At 39.6% G+C, this 23,475-nt stretch carries 20 protein-coding genes; 18 read left to right on the top strand and 2 right to left on the bottom strand.

The features are described 5' to 3' along the window. Nucleotides 1–543, bottom strand: coding sequence for an RNA polymerase sigma factor (locus J1G40_RS08350; RefSeq protein ID WP_265242165.1), 543 nt, complete (start codon nt 541–543; stop codon nt 1–3). A gap of 139 nt (nt 544–682) precedes the next feature. Here J1G40_RS08350 and J1G40_RS08345 point away from each other — a divergent pair, with 139 nt between their 5' ends. The 12 genes from J1G40_RS08345 to J1G40_RS08290 all read left to right on the top strand — a co-directional run bounded on the left by J1G40_RS08345 (nt 683) and on the right by J1G40_RS08290 (nt 17,833). After that, nucleotides 683–1,201, top strand: a complete 519-nt coding sequence (locus J1G40_RS08345) for a hypothetical protein (protein WP_265242164.1) — start codon at nt 683–685, stop codon at nt 1,199–1,201. A gap of 46 nt (nt 1,202–1,247) precedes the next feature. Then, complete coding sequence (locus tag J1G40_RS08340) at nt 1,248–1,436, top strand: hypothetical protein (protein ID WP_265242163.1); 189 nt, start codon at nt 1,248–1,250, stop codon at nt 1,434–1,436. Between the two features lie 232 nt (nt 1,437–1,668). Next, nucleotides 1,669–2,766: a nickel-binding protein gene (locus J1G40_RS08335; protein ID WP_265242162.1), complete on the top strand. Its 1,098-nt coding sequence runs from the start codon at nt 1,669–1,671 to the stop codon at nt 2,764–2,766. A gap of 97 nt (nt 2,767–2,863) precedes the next feature. Continuing rightward, entirely contained in the window at nt 2,864–3,271 is a 408-nt protein-coding gene (locus J1G40_RS08330) for a DUF4242 domain-containing protein (protein WP_265242161.1), read from the top strand. A gap of 81 nt (nt 3,272–3,352) precedes the next feature. Beyond that, on the top strand, nt 3,353–4,285 hold the full coding sequence (gene queG, locus J1G40_RS08325) for a tRNA epoxyqueuosine(34) reductase QueG (protein ID WP_265242160.1): 933 nt from the start codon (nt 3,353–3,355) through the stop codon (nt 4,283–4,285). A 247-nt stretch (nt 4,286–4,532) separates the two neighbouring features. Then, nucleotides 4,533–5,849, top strand: a complete 1,317-nt coding sequence (locus J1G40_RS08320; protein WP_265242159.1) for an MFS transporter — start codon at nt 4,533–4,535, stop codon at nt 5,847–5,849. Between the two features lie 127 nt (nt 5,850–5,976). After that, nucleotides 5,977–8,271, top strand: a complete 2,295-nt coding sequence (locus J1G40_RS08315; protein WP_265242158.1) for an NADP-dependent malic enzyme — start codon at nt 5,977–5,979, stop codon at nt 8,269–8,271. Nucleotides 8,272–8,349: 78 nt separating this feature from the next. Beyond that, nucleotides 8,350–8,931, top strand: coding sequence for a Holliday junction branch migration protein RuvA (gene ruvA / locus J1G40_RS08310; protein WP_265242157.1), 582 nt, complete (start codon nt 8,350–8,352; stop codon nt 8,929–8,931). A 5-nt stretch (nt 8,932–8,936) separates the two neighbouring features. Then, nucleotides 8,937–16,076 carry a cell surface protein SprA gene (gene sprA, locus J1G40_RS08305; RefSeq protein ID WP_265242156.1) on the top strand — a complete coding sequence of 2,380 codons (7,140 nt, stop codon included), beginning with the start codon at nt 8,937–8,939 and terminating at the stop codon, nt 16,074–16,076. A 221-nt stretch (nt 16,077–16,297) separates the two neighbouring features. Beyond that, the gene (gene gcvH / locus J1G40_RS08300) at nt 16,298–16,678 is read left to right on the top strand and encodes a glycine cleavage system protein GcvH (protein WP_265242155.1); all 381 of its coding nucleotides are present in this window, start codon (nt 16,298–16,300) and stop codon (nt 16,676–16,678) included. Continuing rightward, nucleotides 16,671–17,075 (top strand): VanZ family protein, encoded by a 405-nt coding sequence (locus J1G40_RS08295; RefSeq protein ID WP_265242154.1) that lies wholly within the window; start codon nt 16,671–16,673, stop codon nt 17,073–17,075. Before gcvH ends, J1G40_RS08295 begins: the two co-directional genes overlap by 8 nt. Before the next feature lie 53 nt (nt 17,076–17,128). Continuing rightward, nucleotides 17,129–17,833: an energy transducer TonB gene (locus J1G40_RS08290; protein WP_265242153.1), complete on the top strand. Its 705-nt coding sequence runs from the start codon at nt 17,129–17,131 to the stop codon at nt 17,831–17,833. Between the two features lie 173 nt (nt 17,834–18,006). On the opposite strand, the gene J1G40_RS08285 is transcribed toward J1G40_RS08290, so the two are convergent. Then, nucleotides 18,007–18,909 (bottom strand): MBL fold metallo-hydrolase, encoded by a 903-nt coding sequence (locus tag J1G40_RS08285; RefSeq protein WP_265242152.1) that lies wholly within the window; start codon nt 18,907–18,909, stop codon nt 18,007–18,009. Nucleotides 18,910–19,018: 109 nt separating this feature from the next. On the opposite strand from J1G40_RS08285, the gene cyoE reads away from it, so the two are divergent. The 6 genes from cyoE (at nt 19,019) to J1G40_RS08255 (ending at nt 23,475) form a co-directional block, all read left to right on the top strand. After that, nucleotides 19,019–19,918: a heme o synthase gene (gene cyoE / locus J1G40_RS08280; protein ID WP_265242151.1), complete on the top strand. Its 900-nt coding sequence runs from the start codon at nt 19,019–19,021 to the stop codon at nt 19,916–19,918. A gap of 6 nt (nt 19,919–19,924) precedes the next feature. Then, entirely contained in the window at nt 19,925–20,506 is a 582-nt protein-coding gene (locus J1G40_RS08275) for a heme-copper oxidase subunit III (protein ID WP_265242150.1), read from the top strand. A 96-nt stretch (nt 20,507–20,602) separates the two neighbouring features. Further along, nucleotides 20,603–21,577: a cytochrome c oxidase subunit 3 gene (locus J1G40_RS08270; RefSeq protein ID WP_265242149.1), complete on the top strand. Its 975-nt coding sequence runs from the start codon at nt 20,603–20,605 to the stop codon at nt 21,575–21,577. Between the two features lie 51 nt (nt 21,578–21,628). Next, a complete protein-coding gene (locus J1G40_RS08265; RefSeq protein ID WP_265242148.1) occupies nt 21,629–22,012 on the top strand; it encodes a cytochrome C oxidase subunit IV family protein in 384 nt (127 codons plus the stop codon). A gap of 72 nt (nt 22,013–22,084) precedes the next feature. Then, nucleotides 22,085–22,711 carry a hypothetical protein gene (locus J1G40_RS08260; protein WP_265242147.1) on the top strand — a complete coding sequence of 209 codons (627 nt, stop codon included), beginning with the start codon at nt 22,085–22,087 and terminating at the stop codon, nt 22,709–22,711. Nucleotides 22,712–22,746: 35 nt separating this feature from the next. Further along, complete coding sequence (locus J1G40_RS08255; protein WP_265242146.1) at nt 22,747–23,475, top strand: SCO family protein; 729 nt, start codon at nt 22,747–22,749, stop codon at nt 23,473–23,475.

Genomic DNA, 23,475 nt, shown 5'->3' with positions numbered 1-23,475 from the left:
TTAACTATTGATCATTTCTCTTAGCGACTTCAGGCAACGAGATTTTGTGGCCTTCACATTGTTTTCATCTTTATATCCGGCCTCTAGGACAATCTCTTTTATACTTAGTCCCCTGTAATAGAATAAAGTTAACACCAGTCTGCATTTTTCTCCCAGTGATTTAAAGTGTTTGCGCAATAGGGATTGCTCTAAAGTTAGCTCCTCAGTTGTGTTTAAAGTAACCATTTCAATTTGTTCATCTACCACATGCAAATTGGGTTCGTAAGAGATGGTCCTCTTCTTTTCCTTAAGCGTATCATAGATCATGAATTTGCCTATGCCGAAGAGATAGGTCTTCATACTGCTGTTTACTTCATTAAGTTTTCCACTTAATGCACGTTTTCTTAATGCTAGAAAAGCTTCCTGGTAGATTTCTGCAAGGGCACTGGAGTCCAAGTGGTATCGCTGGCCAAAACCCATGAAAGGAGCCCGGAATTTATTGTAAAGGGCTTTGAGTTTTAGTCGGTCATCAGATTTCAGGTCCGCGATGGCGTCTTTGTCCATTTTCGATCTTTTTTTAAGACCAATGTTAACCTTCTCAGGTTTACCGTGCACTAAAAGGTAAACGGCTTAAAATTTAATTGTCTGTACAGCATTGAATTTCCCCCTGAAGTTAAGTATTAACATTTAAAAAGTAAACATCATGAAGAAGTTATTAATTGGTTTATTATTTATGGGCCTAACCAGCCTGACTTACGCACAAGCTACTGCAGAGAGTATTGCAGAGATGGAATTAGAAGGAATTACGCTCCTACCAGCTAACCTCAGTTATTTATCTGTGGTCAGTTCAGGAACTGAAGCATTAAGGGTCATCAAATTGCAAAAGGTAGCCGCCTCATTTGATATTACACAGGCAGCTTCCTATGACAAGAATGCCAAGTATCACGAATTCAGTTTCGATCAGGAATTCGGCCATATTTATGCCACCTATGACAGGAATGGAAGAATTGTGAGATCTGATGAAAGCTATAAGGATGTCATTTTATTGCCCCCAACGCGCAACAGTATCTATTCCACTTTTCCAGATTGGGAAATTGTAGGCAACAAATATGAAGTGCTGTATAAGTTAGAAGGAGAGACTCAAAAAGTCTATAAGATTAAATTAAAGAATGGGAATAAAAGAAAGCGGGTAAAAATAGATCCGCAGGGTAAGATCCTTTAGTCCGCATTTGACAAGCAATAAGTATTAACAATAAAAATTAAATATCATGAAAAAATTATCAATAATGTGCTACTATTTAATTCTGGTAATAGTAGTTGCGGCTTGCACAAAAGAAGAGCTGTACGAACCCGTAGACATGAAGGGAATAGAAAATACTAATGCCGATTATCAGGGCGACATCGATCACAGACAGGTCCGTGATCAAATGGAAGCCCAAAGGAAGAATAATCGTTAAGTATTAAATTCAGTAAAAGTAGTACGCTATTAAACTGAATAGAAAACTAAAACCGAAGTTAACGCTTCGGTTTTTCTTTTTTTGATGCCGGTAATTATGATCCATTTCTACAAGATTTTGATCTAAATGTTTTATTTTATTGCTATAAACTTAACTTTCTTTAGGTCTTCATAAGTTATTTGAACGATTTGTCGATGTTAGTTCAAACCAATAAGCAATAAAATCAGAGGATATGCCAATTTACATGGATCGTCATATTGTTCCCGGAATAGAAGCAAGGCACGCAGCGGAGGCCCATAGGGAAGATTTAAAGATACAGGATGAGTACGGTTGCAGATGTATGACCTATTGGGTAGATGAGGAACACGGAAGTGCCTTTTGTTTAATCGATGCACCGAACGAAGAGGCAGTAAAAAAAATGCACGACAGGGCGCATGGACTAATGCCGCATGAAATTGTTCAGGTAAACAGCAATGTCGTTGAGGCTTTTTTGGGTAGAATCTCCGACCCGGAAGCATATTCAGAACTATCCGATGACCTTAAGATATTTAATGATCCGGCTTTTAGAATAATCCTGGTTGCACAGACTACAGATGCACGACTCTTGCAGCATCAAATGGGGAAAGAGAAAGCCAATCGTTTAACCGCAATGTTTAATGAGATGTTCAGAAAGGAGTTAAAGCTGCACGAGGGCCGGGAAGTGGAATTGAAAGGACAGAGTTTTGTTGCGTCTTTTGTTTCGGTTACCCAGGCGGTATCCTGTGCACGACAGGTACAAAAAGGAATGCATATTGCCGGGGAGCTTATGAACTTAAGAATTGGAATCAATGCCGGGATGCCCGTAGAAAAAAGTAAGGACCTTTTTGGTGATACTATCAAAATGGCAAGAAATCTTGGTGGTATAGGGGCTGAGAACCAAATCGTTCTGGCCTCAATTATCAAAGAAATCTACAAGGAAGACGGCGATAATTCTCATCTTAAAGACAGTTTTAAATGGGTGAGCCCCTCCGATGAGAAATTTCTGCAATTGCTCTTTGATACACTTGATGAGTGCTGGCAAAACCCAGATATTGAAATAAGTCATCTTTGTGAGACAATGTCTATGAGTAAATCCAAACTTTACAGGAAGAGCACCGAAATTACGGCCTTTTCCCCCAATGAATTGCTTCGGGAATACCGGCTTTTAAAAGCACTTGAACTCCTTAAAACAGATCGGAATATTTCCCAAACCGCTTTCGACTGTGGTTTTAGTTCTCCTTCTTATTTCACTAAATGTTTTCAACAGCGATTTGCACTTCAGCCCATGGAGTACCTAAAGGATCTTGATTAAACTTTTCTGATCTAAATCTTCTATTAATAGAATTTTCTGTTACAGCTTTAGGAAAAGCATCTATCTAGTTTTGAGGTATAAACTTTAAAAACAAGAAATGATGAAAAAAAGCTATTTAAGTAAACTCATCTTAGCTAGTCTTTTGCTCTTGTCCTGTTTCTCGAATGCGCAGGAACAAACTGTTGCAGAAGCAAAAATTAATCAGGAACCATTAACAGAAAAACCACAGATGAAAACATTTTTAATTGAGCGCGAAATACCCAATGCAGGAGAACTGACTGCTGAACAACTTAAAGGAATCTCACAAAAGTCTAATGCGGTTTTAAGTGAAATGGGTGCCGGGATACAATGGATGCACAGTTATGTAGCCCAAAATAAAGTCTATTGTGTATATAAGGCCGAAAATAAAGAAGCCATAAAAACTCATGCAGAAAAAGGCGGTTTCCCTGCAAATAAAATTAGTGAACTCGCTACTACCATAGACCCTACTACGGCTAATGATTAAATGTTTTCAATGTACTGCTCGATCTGGATTTTTAAAATGAGGTGAGATTCGTAACTTAGGTGCGCATTACAATTAACCAGATTGACTCAGAAAACGCGGTACACCGAAATTATAAAAACCGAAGCCAAGCGCCTCGGTTTTTTGTCGTGTGGGATTTCCAGGGCAGATTTTCTTGAAGAAGAAGCTCCCCGTTTAGAACAATGGTTAAAAAAAGGCATGCATGGCGAAATGGCCTATATGGAGAACCATTTTGACAAACGCCTCGATCCAAGATTGCTGGTAGATGGGGCCAGGTCTGTCATTTCCTTACTTCTGAATTATTATCCTTCAGATACCCAAAGTGAAACGACGTACAAGATTTCAAAATATGCCTATGGCCATGATTACCATCATGTTATCAAATCAAAACTCAGACAGTTACAAGAATTCATAACTGAGGAAATTGGGGAAGTAAATGGAAGGGCCTTTGTGGATTCTGCTCCGGTCCTTGACAAGGCCTGGGCTGCCAAAAGTGGATTGGGTTGGATGGGAAAACACAGCAACTTACTTACTCAGCAAGTGGGTTCGTATTATTTTATTGCCGAACTTATCGTAGATCTGGAACTGGAGTATGACCATCCGGTAACAGACCATTGTGGTACCTGTACTGCATGCATAGACGCTTGCCCTACAGAGGCAATAGTTGAACCCTATGTTGTAGATGGCAGTAAATGCATCTCTTACTTCACCATTGAACTCAAAAATGAGATTCCAACTTCCGTGAAGGGTAAGTTTGATGACTGGATCTTTGGTTGTGATGTTTGCCAGGATGTCTGCCCATGGAACAGATTTTCCAAGTCTCATAATGAACCGCTGTTTAATCCACATCCCGAGCTTTTGGGTATGACTAAAAAAGACTGGGAGGAAATTACCGAAGAGGTCTTTAAAAAAGTGTTTCAGAAGTCGGCCGTAAAACGTACCAAGTTTAGCGGACTCCAGCGCAATATTGATTTTGTCAGAAACCCTAAATCGTAAAAAGTTTATTCTAACCGTCATTGCGAGGAACGAAGAGACGAAACAATCTTGCCAATTAAACTAAAGATTAAAAAAAGGCTTCACTCCGTTCGCAATTACGACTGCATCGGACCTTTTTAAAACTTCAGGGATAAAACGCAAACGTTTTCGTAAGTCGTGCTTCTGCATTTGTTGTTAAGATCTACCGTAACAAGCACTAAAAACTGTATATTGTTTTGGAAATTTTTTCAAACCAAACCAGACAAAGATGAAAATATTGAAACCCAAGCTTAGTTTTTGGCAGATATTTAATATGAACGTCGGCTTTTTGGGTATTCAATATAGTTTTGGATTACAGCAAACTGCTATCAACCCCATATTTCTATACCTGGGAGCACCAGAGGATATGTTGCCGATATTAAACATAGCTGGTCCCATTACCGGTCTGATAGTGCAACCGATCATAGGAGCTATGTCAGATAAAACATGGTCGCCCAGATGGGGAAGACGGAAACCATATTTTTTAATTGGGGCCATTATAGGTAGTCTTTGTTTGTTCGCTTTTCCAACAAGTCCGGTACTGTGGTTTGCCGTAGGTCTTCTTTGGATTCTCGATGTTGGAAACAACATGGCAATGGAACCCTATAGGGCCTTTGTAGGGGATAAATTACCAGAGAAGCAATTGAGTTTGGGCTATCAAATGCAAAGCCTGTTCGTTGGTGCTGGGATATTGTTGGCAAACGGTTCTATAATTCTCTTTCAGTATATGTTAGGAGATGAATCTATCGAAGTGGCAGGATCTATACCAAAATGGCTCTATTATTCCTTCTATATTGGGGGGGTACTTTCTATTACCACCATTTTGTGGTCTGTACTTAAAACTCCGGAGATTCCTCCTTCAGACAAAGAATTAGAAGAGATAAATTCAGATAAATTAAAACCCTTTGGACAACGTCTTGCCAAACCTTTTGGTGAAATAAGAGATGCCATTAAGGAGATGCCAAAGTTTATGTGGAAGATTAGTGCTGTGTATTTATTTCAGTGGTATGCCCTATTTATATATTGGCAGTACATTACCCCTCTGTTTAAATCAACAATGGGGTTCTCTACTTCTGAAGCGGCTGCACAGGCTGCAAAAATGAGCACCACTTATAATGTGGTAACCATGTTAGTTGCTTTAGCTTTAGTACCGCTCACCTTGAAATACGGTGGCAAGAAAATATATGCCTCGAGTCTTGTTGGTACTGGCCTTGCTTTATTCCTGATACCTTATATAAATGATAGTCTGATGGTATTGGCTCCTATGATACTTTTTGGTATTGGCTGGGCAGCCATGATGGGAATACCTTATACCATGGTCTCTAAAGTGGTACCTCAGGAAAGACGAGGCGTATACATGGGCATCTTAAATATGATGATTGTGATCCCAATGGGAATAGAGACCCTTACATTTGGCCCAATCTATAAATACCTGCTTGGTGATAGTGCAGTTAATGCCATGCTTTTTGCGGGAGTCTTCTTTATAATTGCCTCCGTATTGGCATTGCGACTAAATGTTTCAAAGCATACAGTGGAGGCGGATTAAGAATTTGTCCGCCTTTATTAAGAATTTCTTGGATGTTATCCACTTAAAGTGACTCGTATTTAAACTTTAGATACGCATCTCTTTTTCCAAAGAATACTCCTAAATTTGTTTTTCAAATCCAAACACTATGAGTAAGGAAAAGAACAAACGGGAGGCATTGAAGTATCATGCCGAACCTCAACCCGGTAAAATCAAAATTGTACCTACCAAACCATATGCTACTCAAAGAGATTTGGCACTGGCGTATTCCCCTGGGGTAGCAGAACCTTGTTTGGAAATTGATAAGAATCCCGAAGATGTATACAAGTATACGGCCAAAGGAAATATTGTGGCTGTCATCTCTAACGGAACTGCTGTACTGGGATTAGGAGATATTGGTCCCCTGGCCTCAAAACCTGTAATGGAAGGTAAAAGCTTATTGTTTAAGATCTTTGCAGATATAGACGGGATAGATGTTGAGTTAGACACCAAAGATGTTGATAAATTTGTTGAAACGGTTAAGACCATAGCCCCTACCTTCGGAGGAATCAATCTGGAGGATATTAAGGCGCCCGAAGCCTTTGAAATAGAACGTCGGTTAAAAGAGGAACTAGATATTCCCGTAATGCACGATGATCAGCATGGTACTGCCATTATCTCCGCTGCTGCCCTGTTAAATGCCCTGGAAATTGCTAATAAGAAAATTGAAAAGGTGCGTATCGTAGTAAGCGGAGCAGGGGCGGCGGCTATTTCCTGTACAAAACTCTATAAAGCATTTGGCGCTGTTGCTGAGAATATTGTGATGTTAGACAGCAAAGGCATAATAAGAAAAGATCGTGAAAACCTATCTGCTGAAAAAGAGGAATTTGCGACTTCCAGAAAAATAGACACTTTAGAACAGGCCATGAAAAATGCAGACGTGTTTATTGGACTTTCCAAAGCAGATATTCTAAGTCCGGAAGCATTAAAATCTATGGCCAAGTCGCCAATTGTATTTGCAATGGCCAATCCCAACCCGGAAATAAAATACAGTCTGGCTTGTAAATCAAGAAAAGATATCATCATGGCTACAGGCAGATCTGACCATCCCAATCAGGTCAATAATGTTTTAGGCTTCCCTTATATTTTCAGAGGAGCACTGGATGTTAGGGCAAAGTCTATTAATGAAGAAATGAAAATGGCTGCCGTGATTGCTCTGGCTGAGTTGGCGAAAGCACCAGTCCCGGAACAGGTCAATATTGCCTATGGAGAGACAAGACTTACATTTGGAAAAGATTATATCATTCCCAAACCTTTTGACCCCAGACTTATTGCTGTAGTACCTCCTGCTGTGGCCAAAGCAGCAATGGATAGCGGAATTGCGCAATATCCTATAACAGATTGGGAACATTACAAAGAAGAACTACTTCAACGTTCGGGAGATGATAATAAAGTCATGAGATTGCTTATGACACGGGCCAAAGCAAGTCCCAAGAAAATTGTCTTTTCTGAGGCAGATCAGTTAGATGTTGTAAAAGCGGCACAGGTAGCCTTTGAAGAAGGAATTGCTACACCGGTACTACTAGGGAATAAAAAGAGAATATTAGCCCTTAAAAAGGAGCTGGAATTTGATGCTGAAGTGGAGATAATAGATCCGTTATCACCTGCATCGGAGGCCACCAGAAATAGATATGCAGAAAGATATTGGAACAATAGAACCAGAATGGGATCTACCCTTTATAACGCCAAATCCAAAATGCGACAACGCAGCTATTTTGGCTCGATGATGGTGTTGGAGGGAGATGCAGACGGCATGATTTCTGGCTATGCCATGGCATATCCCCGGGCAGTAAAACCCGTTTTTGAAGTAATCGGGAGGTCTAGCGGGGTAACAAGAGCAGCAAGTGTGCACATTATGATAACAAAACGCGGCCCGATATTCTTGGCCGATACCTCTATAAACATTGACCCCTCTGCTGAAGAAATTGCGGAGATTGCCCTTATGACGGCTAATGTGGCGACTAACTTTGGTTTTAATCCTGTAATGGCCCTGTTGTCTTACGCCAATTTTGGGTCATCGACACATCCACATGCCACCAAAGTGAAAAAAGCCGTGGATATTCTTCATTCCCGTAATCCCGAATTAGTCGTAGATGGTGAAATACAAACCGATTTTGCACTAAACCGCTCCTTGCACGAAAGTCAGTTCCCATTTTCAAAATTAGCTGGCAAGAAAGTAAATACCCTGATTTTTCCCAATCTCGAATCGGCAAATATCACCTACAAATTATTAAAGGAACTCAACAATGCTGGTTCTATAGGTCCCATTATGGTGGGGTTAAGACGTGCTGTTCATATTTTACAATTGGGCGCCAGTGTAGAGGAAATGGTGAATATGACGGCCGTTGCGGTAATAGACGCCCAGGAAAGAGAGAAGAGAAAAAAAGCCAAAATGGGCAAATAGAAATTCGGGATTAATAACCATACCCTGGTCTCTATTTATGTTAATCCAATTGTAGTAATCTAAATTAAGGAAGAAAAGATGATCACCCACCTTAAAGGAAAGCTTGTAGAGAAGTACCCAACACATCTCGTAATTGAATGTTCAGGAGTTGGTTATTTTGTAAATATATCCCTGCATACTTTTTCCAAAATTGCCGATACGGAGAATATCCAATTGTATACCCATTTGCAGGTAAAAGAGGATGCACATACCTTGTTTGGTTTTGCCGAGAAATCTGAACGCGAAATCTTCCGTCTTTTGCTCTCTGTTTCTGGTATTGGTACCAGCACCGCAAGAACCATGTTGTCTTCGCTCACACCAGCCCAGGTAAGGGATGCAATTGCCATGGGAGACGTGCCTTCCATCCAGTCAGTAAAAGGCATAGGTGCAAAAACTGCCCAACGGGTAATTTTAGACCTAAAAGACAAGGTTTTAAAAATCTACGATATTGACGAAGTTTCCACGAATTCAAACAATACAACCAAAGAAGAAGCGTTATCTGCTTTAGAGGTTCTCGGATTTGTCCGGAAGCAATCCGAAAGGGTTGTAAATAAGGTACTGAGCCAGGACCCGGCACTAAGTGTAGAGGACATAATAAAACTCTCGCTTAAAAATTTGTAATAAGTTTGAAAACAGGGGCAAAGTCATTACTTAAATCACACGTATTTAGGCTTTTTTTCCTTTTCATTATTTTCCTGGGGAGTTTACATCATGTAACGGGCCAGGAGGTTGATGAACAGGAAACCGATTCCGTACAAACGGGATTTGCTTTAGGGAAATTGATACTTGAAAACCCTGAAAGCATTGTTGCTAAATATACCTATGATCCTAAATTAGACCGATATATCTACACCGAAAGTGTGGGTGATTTTGATATCACCTATCCTATAATTCTAACTCCGGAACAATACCTGGAATTGGTTAGGCAGGAGAATATGAAGTTGTACTTCAAAGACAAAATTGATGCCTATTCTGGAAAAAAGGAGGGTAGTGAAGATGCCCGTAAAAACTTATTGCCCAATTTTTATGTCAACAATAGTTTCTTTGAGTCTGTTTTTGGTGGAAATACAATAGAAGTAATTCCACAGGGTTCAGTTGCTATGGATTTGGGGGTCATCTGGCAGAGAAATGACAACCCTGCATTATCTCCCAGAAACCGTACCAATCTGTCTTTCGATTTTGATCAGCGTATTAGCCTTAGTATGTTGGGTAAAATTGGAGAACGCCTTCAGGTTACTGCAAACTATGATACTGAGGCCACTTTTGATTTTCAGAATTTAGTAAAGTTAGACTATACTCCAACTGAGGATGATATCATTAGAAAAATTGAAATAGGAAATGTAAATATGCCTTTAAACAGTTCCCTAATAACCGGGGCACAGAGTTTATTTGGTGTCAAGACACAATTGCAGTTTGGTAAAACAACTGTAACAGCAGTATTTTCCGAACAACGTTCTCAGAATAATACCGTCGTGGCCCAGGGTGGAGGTACTTTGAGCGATTTTGAATTAACGGCATTGGATTACGATGAGGATAAGCATTTTTTCCTCGCGCAGTATTTCCGTGATGCCTATGACGACGCCCTGGCCACCTATCCATATATAAGCAGTCAGGTTCAGATTACCAGGCTAGAGGTATGGGTAACCAACCGCAGCCAGCAAACGCTGAATGTCAGAAATGTGGTGGCTATTCAGGATCTTGGGGAGGCGTTAAAAGAAGATACCAGAATTGGTATCGCCAATGGAGAGCCCGGAGGTTTCTTTAATATTAATGGCGCAAATCCCAACCTGCCCAGAAACGGCGCTAATGATTATGACCCAAGCTTAATAGGCGCAGGAGGTGTCTTAAATAATAATATAAGAGATATCGCTACCGTTGACGACGGTTTTAATATTTCTACCGGATATCAGATAAATCAGGGATTTGATTACGCTATCCTGGAGAACGCAAGAAAATTGGATCAGGGAAGAGATTATCAGTTCAATTCCCAATTGGGATATATTTCTCTTAATCAGCGACTAAGTAATGATGAAGTTTTAGGTGTAGCCTTTCAGTACACCTTAAATGGCGAGGTATTTCAAGTGGGGGAATTTGCCAACGGTGGTTTGGATGCCACTACGGTTAGCCCAGGTGCGGAAGTCGAGATCAACAACAATACCCTGGTATTGAAATTACTGAAAAGTAATATCACCAATGTCAATGACCCGATTTGGGATCTGATGATGAAAAACATCTACGCTACCGGCGCTTTTCAACTGAGCCAGGAAGATTTTAAACTAAACATTCTCTATACGGAATCTACCCCAAGGAATTATATCACTCCTGTTGCCGAAGGTCCGGGAAGTGGATGGCCTACCGGATTACAAGACAGAATCCTTATAGATGTGTTTAATCTGGACCGGCTTAATGTATATAATGATATTCAACCTGGCGGGGATGGTTTCTTCGATTTTGTACCCGGACTCACAGTAAATACCCAAGGGGGACAAATAATTTTTACCAAGGTAGAGCCTTTTGGCGCATATCTATTCGATGTTCTGGGTGGTGGTACGTATGACGTGGATAACGATCAGGGATATAATGAAAACCAGCAGAAGTATGTTTTTAGGGATATGTATGCGCAGACCAAGGCAGCTTCTTTAGAAGATGCCGAGAAGAACAGGTTCCGTCTTAAAGGGCGTTACAAATCTGAAGGAGCAAACGGGATTCCTATTGGGGCTTTTAATGTGCCCAGGGGATCTGTCCGCGTTACTGCAGGTGGGCGACAGCTACAAGAAGGGATAGACTATACGGTAAATTATCAGGCTGGTACAGTGCAGATCCTGGATCCAAGTCTTGAAGCATCCAATACACCAATAAATATTTCTGTTGAAAATAACGCAGTATTTGGACAACAGACGCGTAGGTTTACCGGGGTAAATATTGAACACCAGTTCAATAAGAATTTCGTTCTGGGAGGTACCTTACTCAACTTAAATGAAAGACCACTTACTCAAAAATCTAATTTTGGGGTAGAACCTGTGAACAACACTATTTTTGGTTTAAATGGAAACTTCTCTACAGAGGTGCCCTTTTTAACGCGACTTGTAAATAAGTTGCCAAATATTGATACAGATGTACCTTCAAATGTTTCTGTTAGGGGGGAAGTCGCCTTCTTAAAACCAAATTCTCCAAAAAATGCCGACTTCAGAGGAGAAACTACCACTTACCTGGATGATTTTGAAGGAGCTCAGGCTTTAATTGATATACGTTCATCACTTGGATGGACACTGGCAAGTACCCCTGAAGAATTTAAATTGGACGGAGAGGCAGATTTTGAAACAGGTTTTGAGCGGGCTAAAATGGCATGGTATACTATAGACCCTATATTTTACACCAACCAACGCCCGGCAGGGATTAGTGATAATGATATTTCCACCAACGAAACCCGAAGAATTTTTGTAGATGAGGTTTTTCCACAGATAGATATCGCTCAGGGACAAACGACAGTTCAAAATTCATTGGATTTGGCATTCTATCCCAACAGGCGGGGGCCTTATAATGCAAATACAAATTTTGGGGCGCTGCTTCCCTCTCAAAAATGGGGTGGAATTATGCGTTCTTTAAGCAGTACCAATTTTGAACAGTCGAATGTGGAATTTGTCCAGTTTTGGGTAATGGACCCATATATAGATGGCATTGCCACAGGACCAGGGGAATTGGTGATCAACCTTGGAAATATTTCTGAGGATATTCTTGAGGATGGAAGAAAACAGTACGAAAATGGCTTACCTGCTGTGGGCAGCAATGACCTTACAACCACTACAGTATGGGGTAAGGTACCTGCAACACAGGCCTTGGTATACGCATTTGACGCAGCCGAAACTAACCGGGTATTACAAGATATAGGATTTGATGGTTTAGATGATGAGGAAGAAGTAGCTATATACGGAAGTGGCGAAGACCCTGCTCTGGATAATTATGAGTACTACCTGAATAGAGAGGGTGGTATTTTGGAAAGATATATAGATTTCAACAACCCAGAAGGAAACTCTCCGGTGGAGGTCACCAATACCAATCGCGGATCTACAACCCTCCCGGATGTTGAGGATATAGACCGGGACCTCACAATGAATACTATAAACAGTTATTACGAATACCGGATTCAAATAAAACCAAATACTACTATAGATGATCAGTATGTCACTGACATTAAAGATGGAATGACCCCTGACTTACCCAATGGGAATCAGTTGAACAGGAGATGGATTCAGTATAAAATTCCGTTAAGCGATTTTACAAATGCGGTTGGAGGAATTTCAGATTTTCGGTCAATTAGCTTTATGAGGATGTACCTTACAGGCTTCTCGGACGATGTCGTTCTGCGTTTTGCCACTTTAGACCTGGTTAGGGGAGATTGGAGGAATTATACCAAAACTCTGGAAGCAGATCAGGACGATCCTGCCGATGACGGAACTGTTGTTGATGTAAATACAGTAAATATTGAGGAGAACAATTCCAGAATTCCGATTCCATATGTGCTGCCTCCGGGAGTAATCAGGGAACAGCTGAATAATAATAATACCATCATCAGACAAAATGAACAATCGCTGTCTTTTGTTGTAGAAAATTTGGAATCCGAAGATTCCAGAGGAGTCTTTAAAAATGTAAATATTGATGTACGCCAGTACGAACGGATTAAGATGTTTATGCACGCCGAAAAGATCCTGGATGCTGATTATTTAGATGATGATCTTCCCCTTGTTGGTTTTCTGAGAATAGGAACCGATTTTTCGGAAAACTATTATCAGATAGAAGTTCCATTGCAGTTTACCTCCTTTGGTTCAAGTTCACCTGAAGAGATTTGGCCAGAACTCAACGAATTGGATATTGCTTTAGCGGACCTTAACAAGGTGAAATCACTGGGAATAGCAAATCAGACCCTGGGTGATGTAAACTATTACGAAATTGTAGATGGTGCAGTTGTACCGGTGGCTGAGTTTGCACCCAGAACTGCTGGTCAATTGCGTATCGGAATACGCGGAAACCCTTCATTGGGTAGTATTCGCAGTATGATGGTAGGGGTTAAGAATATTGATAATCTTCCGGCCAGGGGTGAGGTCTGGTTTAATGAATTACGCCTGGCAGGATTGGATAATAATGGAGGCTGGGCTGCAGTTGCGGCTATTGATGCCAATATTGCAGACTTTGCAAATGTTACTGCTACAGGAAGCAAGAGTACTTCAGGATTTGGAGCAATAGATCAAATGCCAAACGAACGGGCCAGGGAGGATGCCGTTGCCTATGATGTGGTAACCAATGTTGAATTAGGACAGCTGCTACCTAAAAAATGGAATATTCAGATTCCTTTTAACTATGGAATTTCCGAGCAAATAATTACTCCTGAATTTGACCCAGTTTACGACGATCTAAAACTAGATGACAGGATAGCTGCGGCCGATACCCCGGAAGAGGCAGAAGAAATTCAGGAACAGGCAGAGGATTACACTAAGAGAACCAGTATTAATTTTATCGGTGTTCGTAAAAACAGAGGCGATGAAGCCGAAGAAAATTTTTACGACATAGAGAATTTTACATTTAATTACTCCTACAATGAGATAGATCACAGAGATTTTGAAATAGCCAACCTCCGTGATCAAAGTGTAAAGACCGGGTTTGTATACAACCATAATTTCAAACCGGTGCCTATTGCGCCATTTGCCAAAAAAGACTCCCTATTTACAGGTAAATACTGGCAATGGCTCAAAGAATTAAATGTTAATTTGTTGCCGGCTAGCGTGTCTTTGCAATCGGATATAGACAGGCAGTTTAACCAGCAGCGGTTCAGGGATGTTCTGGAGCCTGGAGTAGAACGCTTAGAGCTTCCCCTCTTACAGCAACGGAACTATTTATTTAATTGGCAGTATGCCATAAACTATAGCCTGACTAAATCTTTGAGGCTTAATTTCAGGGCCTCTAACAATAATATTGTCAGAAATTATTTTGAGAATTTTGTAAATGATGCTGGTGAAAACGAAACCAGAATTAATCAGGATCTGGCACTATGGGATGGCTTTTTCGATATTGGAGAACCCAATCGTCATTCACAGCAAATGGAACTGAATTACGAAATTCCATTTAATAAAATCCCAATTCTAGATTTTATAAATGCACAGTATACCTATACCAGCAATTTTGACTGGCAGCGTGGAGGCGACGCCATTAATGAAGTGGTAATACAGGCACTGGGAGATCCTAATGCCCAAATAAATACAGTCCAAAATGCCAATACCCACAATCTGACCGCAGGTCTTAGTCTGCAGCGTTTCTATGATCAGTTGGGATTAAAGAAAAGAAATGGCAAGGGAGATGTAGGTGCTGAAGCTGTCAGAACGGACAAGGCAGGAAATCCTGCATCAGATGCGCAAAAGCCAAAGAAAAAGACCAGTGGCCTTTATAATGTTGGAATTGATATTCTGACCATGATAAAAAGATTAAATGTCAATTACAGCGAAAATAACGGTACAGTTTTGCCCGGCTATACGCAATCTATTGGGTTTATTGGAACAACCCGGCCTAGTTTGGGATTTGTATTTGGCAGCCAGTCGGATGTGCGTTTTGAAGCAGCCAGAAATGGGTGGCTGACTACTTTTCCGGAATTCAACGAGCAGTTTATCAGACGTACCAATACACAACTGAATATAACCGCTACCGCTCAGCCCATTCAGGATCTTACAATAGACCTGGTTGCAGACAGACAATTTTCTAGTAGTTTACAAGAAAACTATAAGGTAGAATCCGGAACATATATCCAGCAGACACCCAATACTTTTGGGAACTTTAGTATCTCTACTATGATGATAGGTACGGCCTTCAGTAAAAGCGATGAAAACAGTTCAAAAATCTTTGAAACCTTTAAAGAGAACAGATTAATTATTGCAAACAGGGTACAATCTGACAGAAGTAAACCAGATATTGGTCTGGATGATGACGGATTTCCAATCAGATATGGGAAAACCAGCCAGGATGTGCTTCTGCCCGCATTTTTTGCGGCTTACACTGGCCAGGATGTGAACAGGGTAAACCTGGATGCATTCCGGGATATTCCCATTCCAAACTGGAACATCAAGTATACCGGTTTAATGAGGAATAAATGGTTTAAAAAGAAATTCAAAAGGTTTTCATTGAGCCACGGTTATAAGGCCGCTTATAGTATCAACTCTTACCAGAGTAATCTTGAACTACTCAACACCTCAATTGATCCGGAAACCCAGGATTTCAGACCAGAAAATATTATAAATAATGTTGTCCTGGTAGATGCCTTTAACCCGTTGATGCGGGTAGATTTTGAAATGAAAAGCTCTTTGAGTGTTCTGGCCGAGGTGAGGACAGACAGAGCATTATCCCTTAGTTTCGACAATAACCTGTTGACAGAGGTTAATGGCAAGGAGTATACACTTGGCCTGGGGTACAGGTTCAAAGATGTCAAATTCGTTACAAATATTGGAGGAGAAAAGCAGCGGTTAAAAGGAGATTTGAATTTGAAGGCAGATGTTACCTTAAGAGATAATATTACCATAATCAGAAATTTGGATATTGAAAATAACCAGATTACTTCCGGTCAAAACTTGCTTTCTCTGAAATTCACGGCAGATTATGCCTTGAGTAAAAATTTGAATGCCTTGTTCTTCTATGATCATTCTTTTTCCAAATTCGCTGTTTCTACGGCTTTTCCCCAGACCACCATCAATACTGGTTTTACATTGAGGTATAATTTTGGGAATTAACCCAATAAACAAAGGGAGAACTTTTTACTGTCTTTACTGATAAGCAACAATAAAGTTTCCCAATTTCTTTTATGATCTATTAGGGTCTTGTAAGTTCTTATAAAAAAAAGGAATGTTATTAAGATCATTTAGGATGAGTAGGCATTAATTTATTCCAAATTAAAATTTTGATAAGCTTCGCATAATCATTTACATTTGCTGGCATAACAAAATGAGTAAAAATGAATATACCATCCGACTTAAAATACACCAAGGACCATGAATGGATAAAAATCGATGGCGATATAGCAACTGTCGGCATCACAGATTTTGCACAGGGTGAATTGGGAGATATAGTATATGTGGAAGTAGAAACCTTAGATGAGACCCTGGATAGAGAGGAAGTCTTTGGAACAGTAGAAGCTGTAAAGACGGTTTCTGATCTTTTTTTACCCCTTAGTGGTGAGATCATTGAATTTAACGAATCTCTGGAAGACGAACCTGAAAAAGTAAATTCTGATCCTTATGGTGATGGGTGGATGATAAAAATAAAATTCAGCGACGAAAACGAATTAGGAGATTTGTTAACCGATGAAGCTTATAAGGAATTAGTAGGTGCTTAAAAAGCATACTTATACTATAGCTTTTGTAAGCTGGATGATTCTTATAACATGTCTCAGCTTATTTACATTGCCAGGGGATAGTGATATCCCGGGCTTTGATATTCCCAACAAAGATAAAGCTGCACATTTCATTTTTTATTTTGGTGCCTTAATACTGGGTTGCTTTTTTTTGAGAGAGCAAACTAACGGAACGCTAAGGCGTACCAAAGCGGTATTAATCATAGGTATTTCCGTAATAATTTATGGTATAATTATTGAAGTAATTCAGGAAGTATTCACTGAATACAGAACAGCTGATATTTATGATGCATTGGCAAATTGCATAGGAGCATTGGCCGGGGCAGTTACAATTAAACTTCTATTTTCTGGTAAAAGGCCGTTAAAATGGAAGATTTAGTTGCATTTTTATTAAATTATTGGTTAAATTAGCGAACATTAAATTACAAAATTATGGAACCGAAAAAGAATCCGAAAGCCGATCTTAGAAAAAGAAGTGGCATGTTTTTTGTCATTGGTTTGGCAGTTGTAATGGCCTTAGTTTATGGGGCATTGGAATGGAAAACCTATGATAAGACAAACGAATATGATATTTCCTTAAACGTTGAAGACGATTTGGATGAGGAAGTTCCTATGACAGAACAGATAAAAACTCCACCGCCTCCACCACCTCCAGCTGCACCTGAAGTTATAGAAGTGGTTGAGGATGAAGAGGAAGTGGAAGAAACAGTAATAGAATCTACAGAAACAAGTCAGGAAGAAGAGGTTATTGAAGTAGAGGATGTAATTGTGGAAGAAATGGATGAGGATGTAGATGTTCCTTTCGCCGTTATTGAGGATGTACCAGTATTTCCTGGTTGTGAAGGGTCTAGCAACAAAAGGGCCTGTTTTAATGAGATGATGCAAAAGCATATCCGTAAGAATTTCCGTTATCCTGAAATTGCACAAGACATGGGCGTTCAGGGAAGAGTAAACGTAATGTTTACCATCCAAAAAGACGGTTCTATTGGTAATATCAGATACAGAGGACCGGACAAAAACCTGGAGGCTGAGGCATTGAGGATTATCAAAAAACTACCTAAGATGACTCCTGGTAAACAAAGGGGTAGAGCGGTAAGGGTTCCATTTAGTATTCCAATTACTTTTAAGCTTCAGTAATTTATTCGGATTTAATAAAAAAAATATGCCCCTGATGAATATCAGGGGTTTTTTGTTGGTATATCTTTAAGTCGAAGGCCGTCATGGACTTTCGGTCTTTGTACCTGATTTTCTGTACAGAGACTCGCGGATGTCAACCGCTTGGAGGGTCTACATATAAGTAGTGAGGGCAACTAATTTTTTATTAAACCTTTATAAAAGATTTCTCTCATTCTTTCCGGTTTAATATACCCATTGCCATAAGTTTTGTCATAATCTCCTCCAATTGAGGGATCGGCCAATACGTCCTCCAGGGTTTTTCCAGAAGCGATTGCTGCCATCACACGGCTTTTAATTTCTTCCATCAGGGTTACATATGCCTGCAGTTCTTTTTTATTTGATGGCCTGCCGTGGCCAGGAATGATTACGGTATCTTCATTGATCACCATTAATGCTTTCTTATGTGCATTGATAAATCCATCGATACTTCCCCCGCTATTGAGGTCTATATAAGGATACCTGCCATTAAAATAAGTATCGCCCATATGAATTACATTGTTGCTGACAAAGTATACCATAGCATCCCCGTCAGTATGTGCATTGTGCACATGAAAGGCCATAATTGTCTCCTCACCGTCATAAAAAGTGATATCATCCGAGAAGGTGACTTCGGGAAGCATTTTTGTAAAGTAGTCTAAACTTATCTTCTTGGCGTCCAGGTCTTTTTGCTTATTTGATTTAACTCGTTTTCGCACATTGTCGTGGGCTACAATGGTGGTATTACCTTCATTAAATTTGGCATTTCCACCAGTATGATCGCCGTGCATATGGGTGTTAAATAGAAAGGCTATTGGCTTGTCTGACAATTGCTTTATCGCTGCCTTTATTTTGTTGCTGAGTCGATCAAACTGATCATCAATCATAAAGACATATTCTTCCCCAACATAAACTCCAATATTCCCTCCCTGTCCGGTGAGCATATACACATCAGATGATAGTGTATCAACAACGATTTTTACATCATTATTTTGTGAATATAAGGTTAGTGAAGCCAGTGAACACAAGCTAATTAGCAGTGATTTTACCATATTGTTCATAGTTGTTTATTTCAGTTTATGTAAGATACTTAATGTATAGCACAAATAGTACGAATTACGTTGCAAAAAGAAAGGATGGAACGTATCTTTGCCAACTACTAATCTAGGGATGAAAACAGTAATAGAAACAGCAGAGAGCAATACATTGGCTTTGGTTTTTGCTGATTTTAAAGAAATTACCAAGGCCAGGCTGGCCATCAGCGTTGTATTTTCTTCTATAGCGGGATATCTGTTAGGAGCGGATGTCATTAACGTAATATCCCTTTTACTACTTGCTTTCGGAGGCTATTGTATGGTCGGGGCTTCAAATGCCTTTAATCAGGTTATTGAAAAGGACCTGGATGCCCTGATGAACAGGACAAGGAACAGGCCCTTACCGGCGGGCCGTATGTCTGTTAATGCTGCCATGGCTATAGCCATAATAATGACTATTCTTGGAGTAGTTACCCTCTATATCCTCAATCCAAAAACCGCCATGTTTGGTGCTATTTCAATATTCCTTTATACCTGTGTATATACGCCCCTGAAAACAAAGACACCATTGTCTGTTTTTGTAGGTGCATTTCCAGGCGCAATTCCTTTTATGTTGGGTTGGGTTGCTGCAACCGATAATTTTGGGATAGAACCTGGGACCTTGTTTATGATTCAGTTTTTCTGGCAATTCCCACATTTCTGGGCATTAGGATGGATGCTCCACGAGGACTATAAAAAAGGGGGATTTAAAATGTTGCCGACAGGAAAGAAAGATAAAGGAACAGCTATACAGATAATTATGTATACGATTTGGATGATCATAATCTCGGTAATCCCGGCTTTCGGTATTACTGGAGGGTTACAATTATCTGTCCCTGCGGCCGTACTTATTTTTCTGATGGGGCTGGTAATGCTGTTTTTTGCACTTCGATTATTTGAAAAAAGAGATAACACTTCTGCCAGGAAATTAATGTTGGCAAGTGTTAGTTACATAACCCTTATGCAATTGGTTTATGTGGCAGATAAATTTTTATAAACAACTATGGACTTAACTCAGGGTACTGAACAGGAAAAACGAGCCAGGGCAAGAAAAATGATGCTTTGGTTTGGCATAGGCAGTTTGCTTATGGGATTTGCGGGTTGGACAAGTGCTTACATCGTAAGTAGTTCAAGAGAAGACTGGTTAACGGATTTTGAATTGCCACAGGCATTTTTAATAAGTACTATTATTATAATTATTAGCAGTTTCTCTTATCTGATAGCAAAAAGAGCTATTAAAAATGATAATAGAAAAGCGGGTACAATAGGGTTGCTAGTTACCCTGGCCCTGGGTATTGCCTTTATCATTTTACAATTTGCCGGCTTTTCCCAAATGATAGGACAAGGGTACTATTTTACCGGACCCACCAGTAGTATCACCATGTCTTATATTTTTCTGATAGCACTGGTTCACATACTTCATGTTGTTGCCGGATTAATTTCGTTGCTTGTCGTTTTGTATAATCATTTACAGCATAAATACAATTCCAATAACATGTTAGGCCTGGAGATGGGTGCCACTTTCTGGCATTTTTTAGACCTATTATGGGTATATCTTATATTGTTTTTCTATTTCTTTAGATAATTATTTAAAATAATAGGGCTTTTGATATAATTTGACTTTTGTATGGTTGAAAAAAATGTAAATTTGTGCAAGCTTTAATAAAACGTTAAAAAATATATGGATTCTACGGTTACAACGGGTGCGGATGAAAACATTTGGGGTGGCGGTAACAGACCTCTGGCAGCGAGTTACGGCAAACTAATGATGTGGTTTTTTCTTGTCTCAGATGCACTGACATTTTCGGGTTTTTTGGCTTCTTACGGATTTTCCAGATTTAAGTTTATTGAAACCTGGCCTATTGCAGATGAGGTTTTTACCCACGTACCATTCTTTCATGGTAATTTTCCAATGTACTATGTAGCATTCATGACATTTATTTTAATTATGTCATCTGTTACTATGGTTTTGGCGGTAGATGCCGGTCATAGATTGCAAAAGACCAAGGTGATTTGGTATATGTTTCTTACCATAATTGGGGGTGCAATATTCGTCGGTTCTCAGGCCTGGGAGTGGGCCACTTTTATCAGGGGAGATTATGGGGCGTTGGAAACCAATGGAGGAAGAATTCTTCAGTTTGTAAAAGCAGATTCAGGTGAACGCGCAGCGCTGGCGGACTTTGCCAAGATCTTAGAAGAAGATAGAGTAGGTCATGAAAAGAAAAATGGAGTATGGTTTTATCAAGGCGAGGCATTACCAAGCTATTCATTAAATGAAGTTACAGAAGGTTTTAAGTCGAACCCTAATATTCTTATTAGAACAGAGACGATCACGGCTGAAGGTGAGAAAACACTATTAACCAGAGAAGAATCGCTCAAAAAAATAAAAGACGGGGCCTTGGTTGTAGAAGGTGCCAACTTAGTACGGAATGAATACGGGAGTAGGCTATTTGCCGATTTCTTCTTTTTTATTACAGGTTTTCACGGCTTCCACGTTTTCTCCGGGGTGCTGATAAATATTATCATCTTTTTCAATGTCATAATAGGCACTTATGAAAGAAGGGGGCACTATGAAATGGTTGAAAAAGTAGGATTGTACTGGCACTTTGTAGATTTGGTTTGGGTATTTGTTTTTACCTTCTTTTATCTGGTATAATAAAATTTGAATTTCATCGCTGTAAAGCAGCATATTAGAATATAAAACAGTATGGCACACGAACATAAACTTGAAATTTTCAGAGGACTCCTCAAATTTAAATCCAATACTCAAAAAATTTGGGGTGTATTAGTATTCCTTACAATAGTAACGGCAGTGGAAGTGGCACTGGGGATTACTAAGCCCGCTGTAATGACACAGAATTCCTTCCTTGGGATGAAAATCCTTAACTGGATATTTATTATCCTGACCCTGGTAAAGGCCTATTACATTGCATGGGACTTTATGCACCTTAGAGATGAAAGAAGTTCTTTGAGAAGGGCAATCGTATGGACTCCTATATTCCTGGTGGCCTACCTGGTATTTATTCTTCTCTTTGAGGCAGATTATATTTATAATGTGTTTAAAGACGGTTTTGTCCAATGGAATTTCTAATAAGGAATTAACAGAATAAAAAGACGGTATAACAACCGTCTTTTTTAATTTTGTAGCTACAGCTTAATACCCATGAAAAAAACTTTTGTTCTTATAGTTCTTTTTGTTTTACCAATTGTAGCCTATCTGTTTTTTGCTTCCGGAGTAACTAATTTTGGAAGGCTTCCCATACTCACCGAGGCCGTCTCTGATCTTGATAAAATACAACCCGATGTAAGTTTTAAGGGGAAAATTACCATTCTCGGATTTCTGGGTAATGATGTGGAGTTAAAAAAAGGGAATGCCTTTAATCTTAACCAGAAAATATACAAACGATTTTATGAGTTTCACGATTTCCAGATGGTCATGCTGATGCCAGTGGGAACTGAAGAAAAGGTTGAAGAACTAAAAAAGGAGTTAGGCAATTTGGTCGACATTAAGAATTGGATATTTGTCTTTGGCGAAGAATCTGAAATAAAAGAGCTATTCTCGTCCTTGAGAACAGACCTGAGTCTGGATGATAATACGGGCACTCCATATGTCTTTATTGTAGATAAGGAGGGTAACCTAAGAGGAAGGGATAAAGACGAAGATGAAGGTTTAAAGTATGGATTTAATGCAGTGTCCGTTGCTGATCTTAATAATAAAATGGTAGATGACGTAAAAATTATTCTTGCGGAATACAGACTGGCTCTAAAGAATAACAATGCAGATCGGTAGCATAAATCGGGACATCATAGCTTCAAAAGGGCACTATGAATAAGGGAAAATATACATATGTTTGGGTATCGCTGATAATTCTGATTTTTGGGATAATTTTCATTCCCAGGATTGTGAACCGTATAAAGGAAGGGGCCGTCGTTAAAAGCGACAGAATACATCTAAAAACAGAAGAATTGCCACTCTCCTATATTACCTTAAATGGGAAGAACAGGAGAGTTCCGGAATTCAACCTTTTAAATCAGGATAGCCTTCTGATAACTAACAAAGATTATGAAGGAAAGGTATATATAGTAGAATTTTTCTTTACAAGCTGCCCTTCAATATGCCCGATAATGAGCAAAAACCTAGTAGAACTTCAGGGGGATTTTGCTGAGTTTGAAAATTTTGGCATCGCTTCAATATCAATTAATCCGGAATACGACACACCAATTGTATTAAAGGAGTACGCAGAGAAGTATGGAATAAACGATATAGACTGGCATTTGCTAACAGGTGATAGAGAGGAAATTTATGATCTTGCCAATATTGGCTTCAATATTTTTGCCGCTGCAGCGCCAGAAGTTGCGGGGGGATTTGAACATTCGGGACTTTTTGCACTGGTAGATAAAGAAGGATTTATACGTTCGCGCCTGGATGATTTTGGCAATCCTATAATTTATTACAGAGGCGCAATAACACCGGAACAGGGTAAGAATGAAGAGGGTGAAACTGAGCAGATAAGTATTTTGAAAGAGGATATCAAAAAATTGTTAGAAGAATAA

It is taken from the genome of Muriicola sp. Z0-33 (assembly GCF_026126425.1).
Taxonomy (GTDB): Bacteria; Bacteroidota; Bacteroidia; order Flavobacteriales; family Flavobacteriaceae; genus JAFMPW01.
This window is presented reverse-complemented; position numbering and strand designations above follow the sequence as displayed.

Excerpts from the sequence above, each read along its gene's own strand:
- J1G40_RS08290 (WP_265242153.1), top strand. The coding sequence starts at position 17,129 with ATGGAACCGAAAAAGAATCCGAAAGCCGATCTTAGAAAAAGAAGTGGC.
- J1G40_RS08260 (WP_265242147.1), top strand. The coding sequence starts at position 22,085 with ATGAAAAAAACTTTTGTTCTTATAGTTCTTTTTGTTTTACCAATTGTA.
- J1G40_RS08265 (WP_265242148.1), top strand. The coding sequence starts at position 21,629 with ATGGCACACGAACATAAACTTGAAATTTTCAGAGGACTCCTCAAATTT.
- J1G40_RS08320 (WP_265242159.1), top strand. The coding sequence starts at position 4,533 with ATGAAAATATTGAAACCCAAGCTTAGTTTTTGGCAGATATTTAATATG.
- J1G40_RS08335 (WP_265242162.1), top strand. The coding sequence starts at position 1,669 with ATGCCAATTTACATGGATCGTCATATTGTTCCCGGAATAGAAGCAAGG.
- J1G40_RS08340 (WP_265242163.1), top strand. The coding sequence starts at position 1,248 with ATGAAAAAATTATCAATAATGTGCTACTATTTAATTCTGGTAATAGTA.
- J1G40_RS08350 (WP_265242165.1), bottom strand. The coding sequence starts at position 543 with ATGGACAAAGACGCCATCGCGGACCTGAAATCTGATGACCGACTAAAA.
- cyoE (WP_265242151.1), top strand. The coding sequence starts at position 19,019 with ATGAAAACAGTAATAGAAACAGCAGAGAGCAATACATTGGCTTTGGTT.
- J1G40_RS08270 (WP_265242149.1), top strand. The coding sequence starts at position 20,603 with ATGGATTCTACGGTTACAACGGGTGCGGATGAAAACATTTGGGGTGGC.
- J1G40_RS08285 (WP_265242152.1), bottom strand. The coding sequence starts at position 18,909 with ATGAACAATATGGTAAAATCACTGCTAATTAGCTTGTGTTCACTGGCT.
- J1G40_RS08255 (WP_265242146.1), top strand. The coding sequence starts at position 22,747 with ATGAATAAGGGAAAATATACATATGTTTGGGTATCGCTGATAATTCTG.
- J1G40_RS08345 (WP_265242164.1), top strand. The coding sequence starts at position 683 with ATGAAGAAGTTATTAATTGGTTTATTATTTATGGGCCTAACCAGCCTG.
- gcvH (WP_265242155.1), top strand. The coding sequence starts at position 16,298 with ATGAATATACCATCCGACTTAAAATACACCAAGGACCATGAATGGATA.
- ruvA (WP_265242157.1), top strand. The coding sequence starts at position 8,350 with ATGATCACCCACCTTAAAGGAAAGCTTGTAGAGAAGTACCCAACACAT.
- J1G40_RS08275 (WP_265242150.1), top strand. The coding sequence starts at position 19,925 with ATGGACTTAACTCAGGGTACTGAACAGGAAAAACGAGCCAGGGCAAGA.
- J1G40_RS08315 (WP_265242158.1), top strand. The coding sequence starts at position 5,977 with ATGAGTAAGGAAAAGAACAAACGGGAGGCATTGAAGTATCATGCCGAA.
- J1G40_RS08330 (WP_265242161.1), top strand. The coding sequence starts at position 2,864 with ATGATGAAAAAAAGCTATTTAAGTAAACTCATCTTAGCTAGTCTTTTG.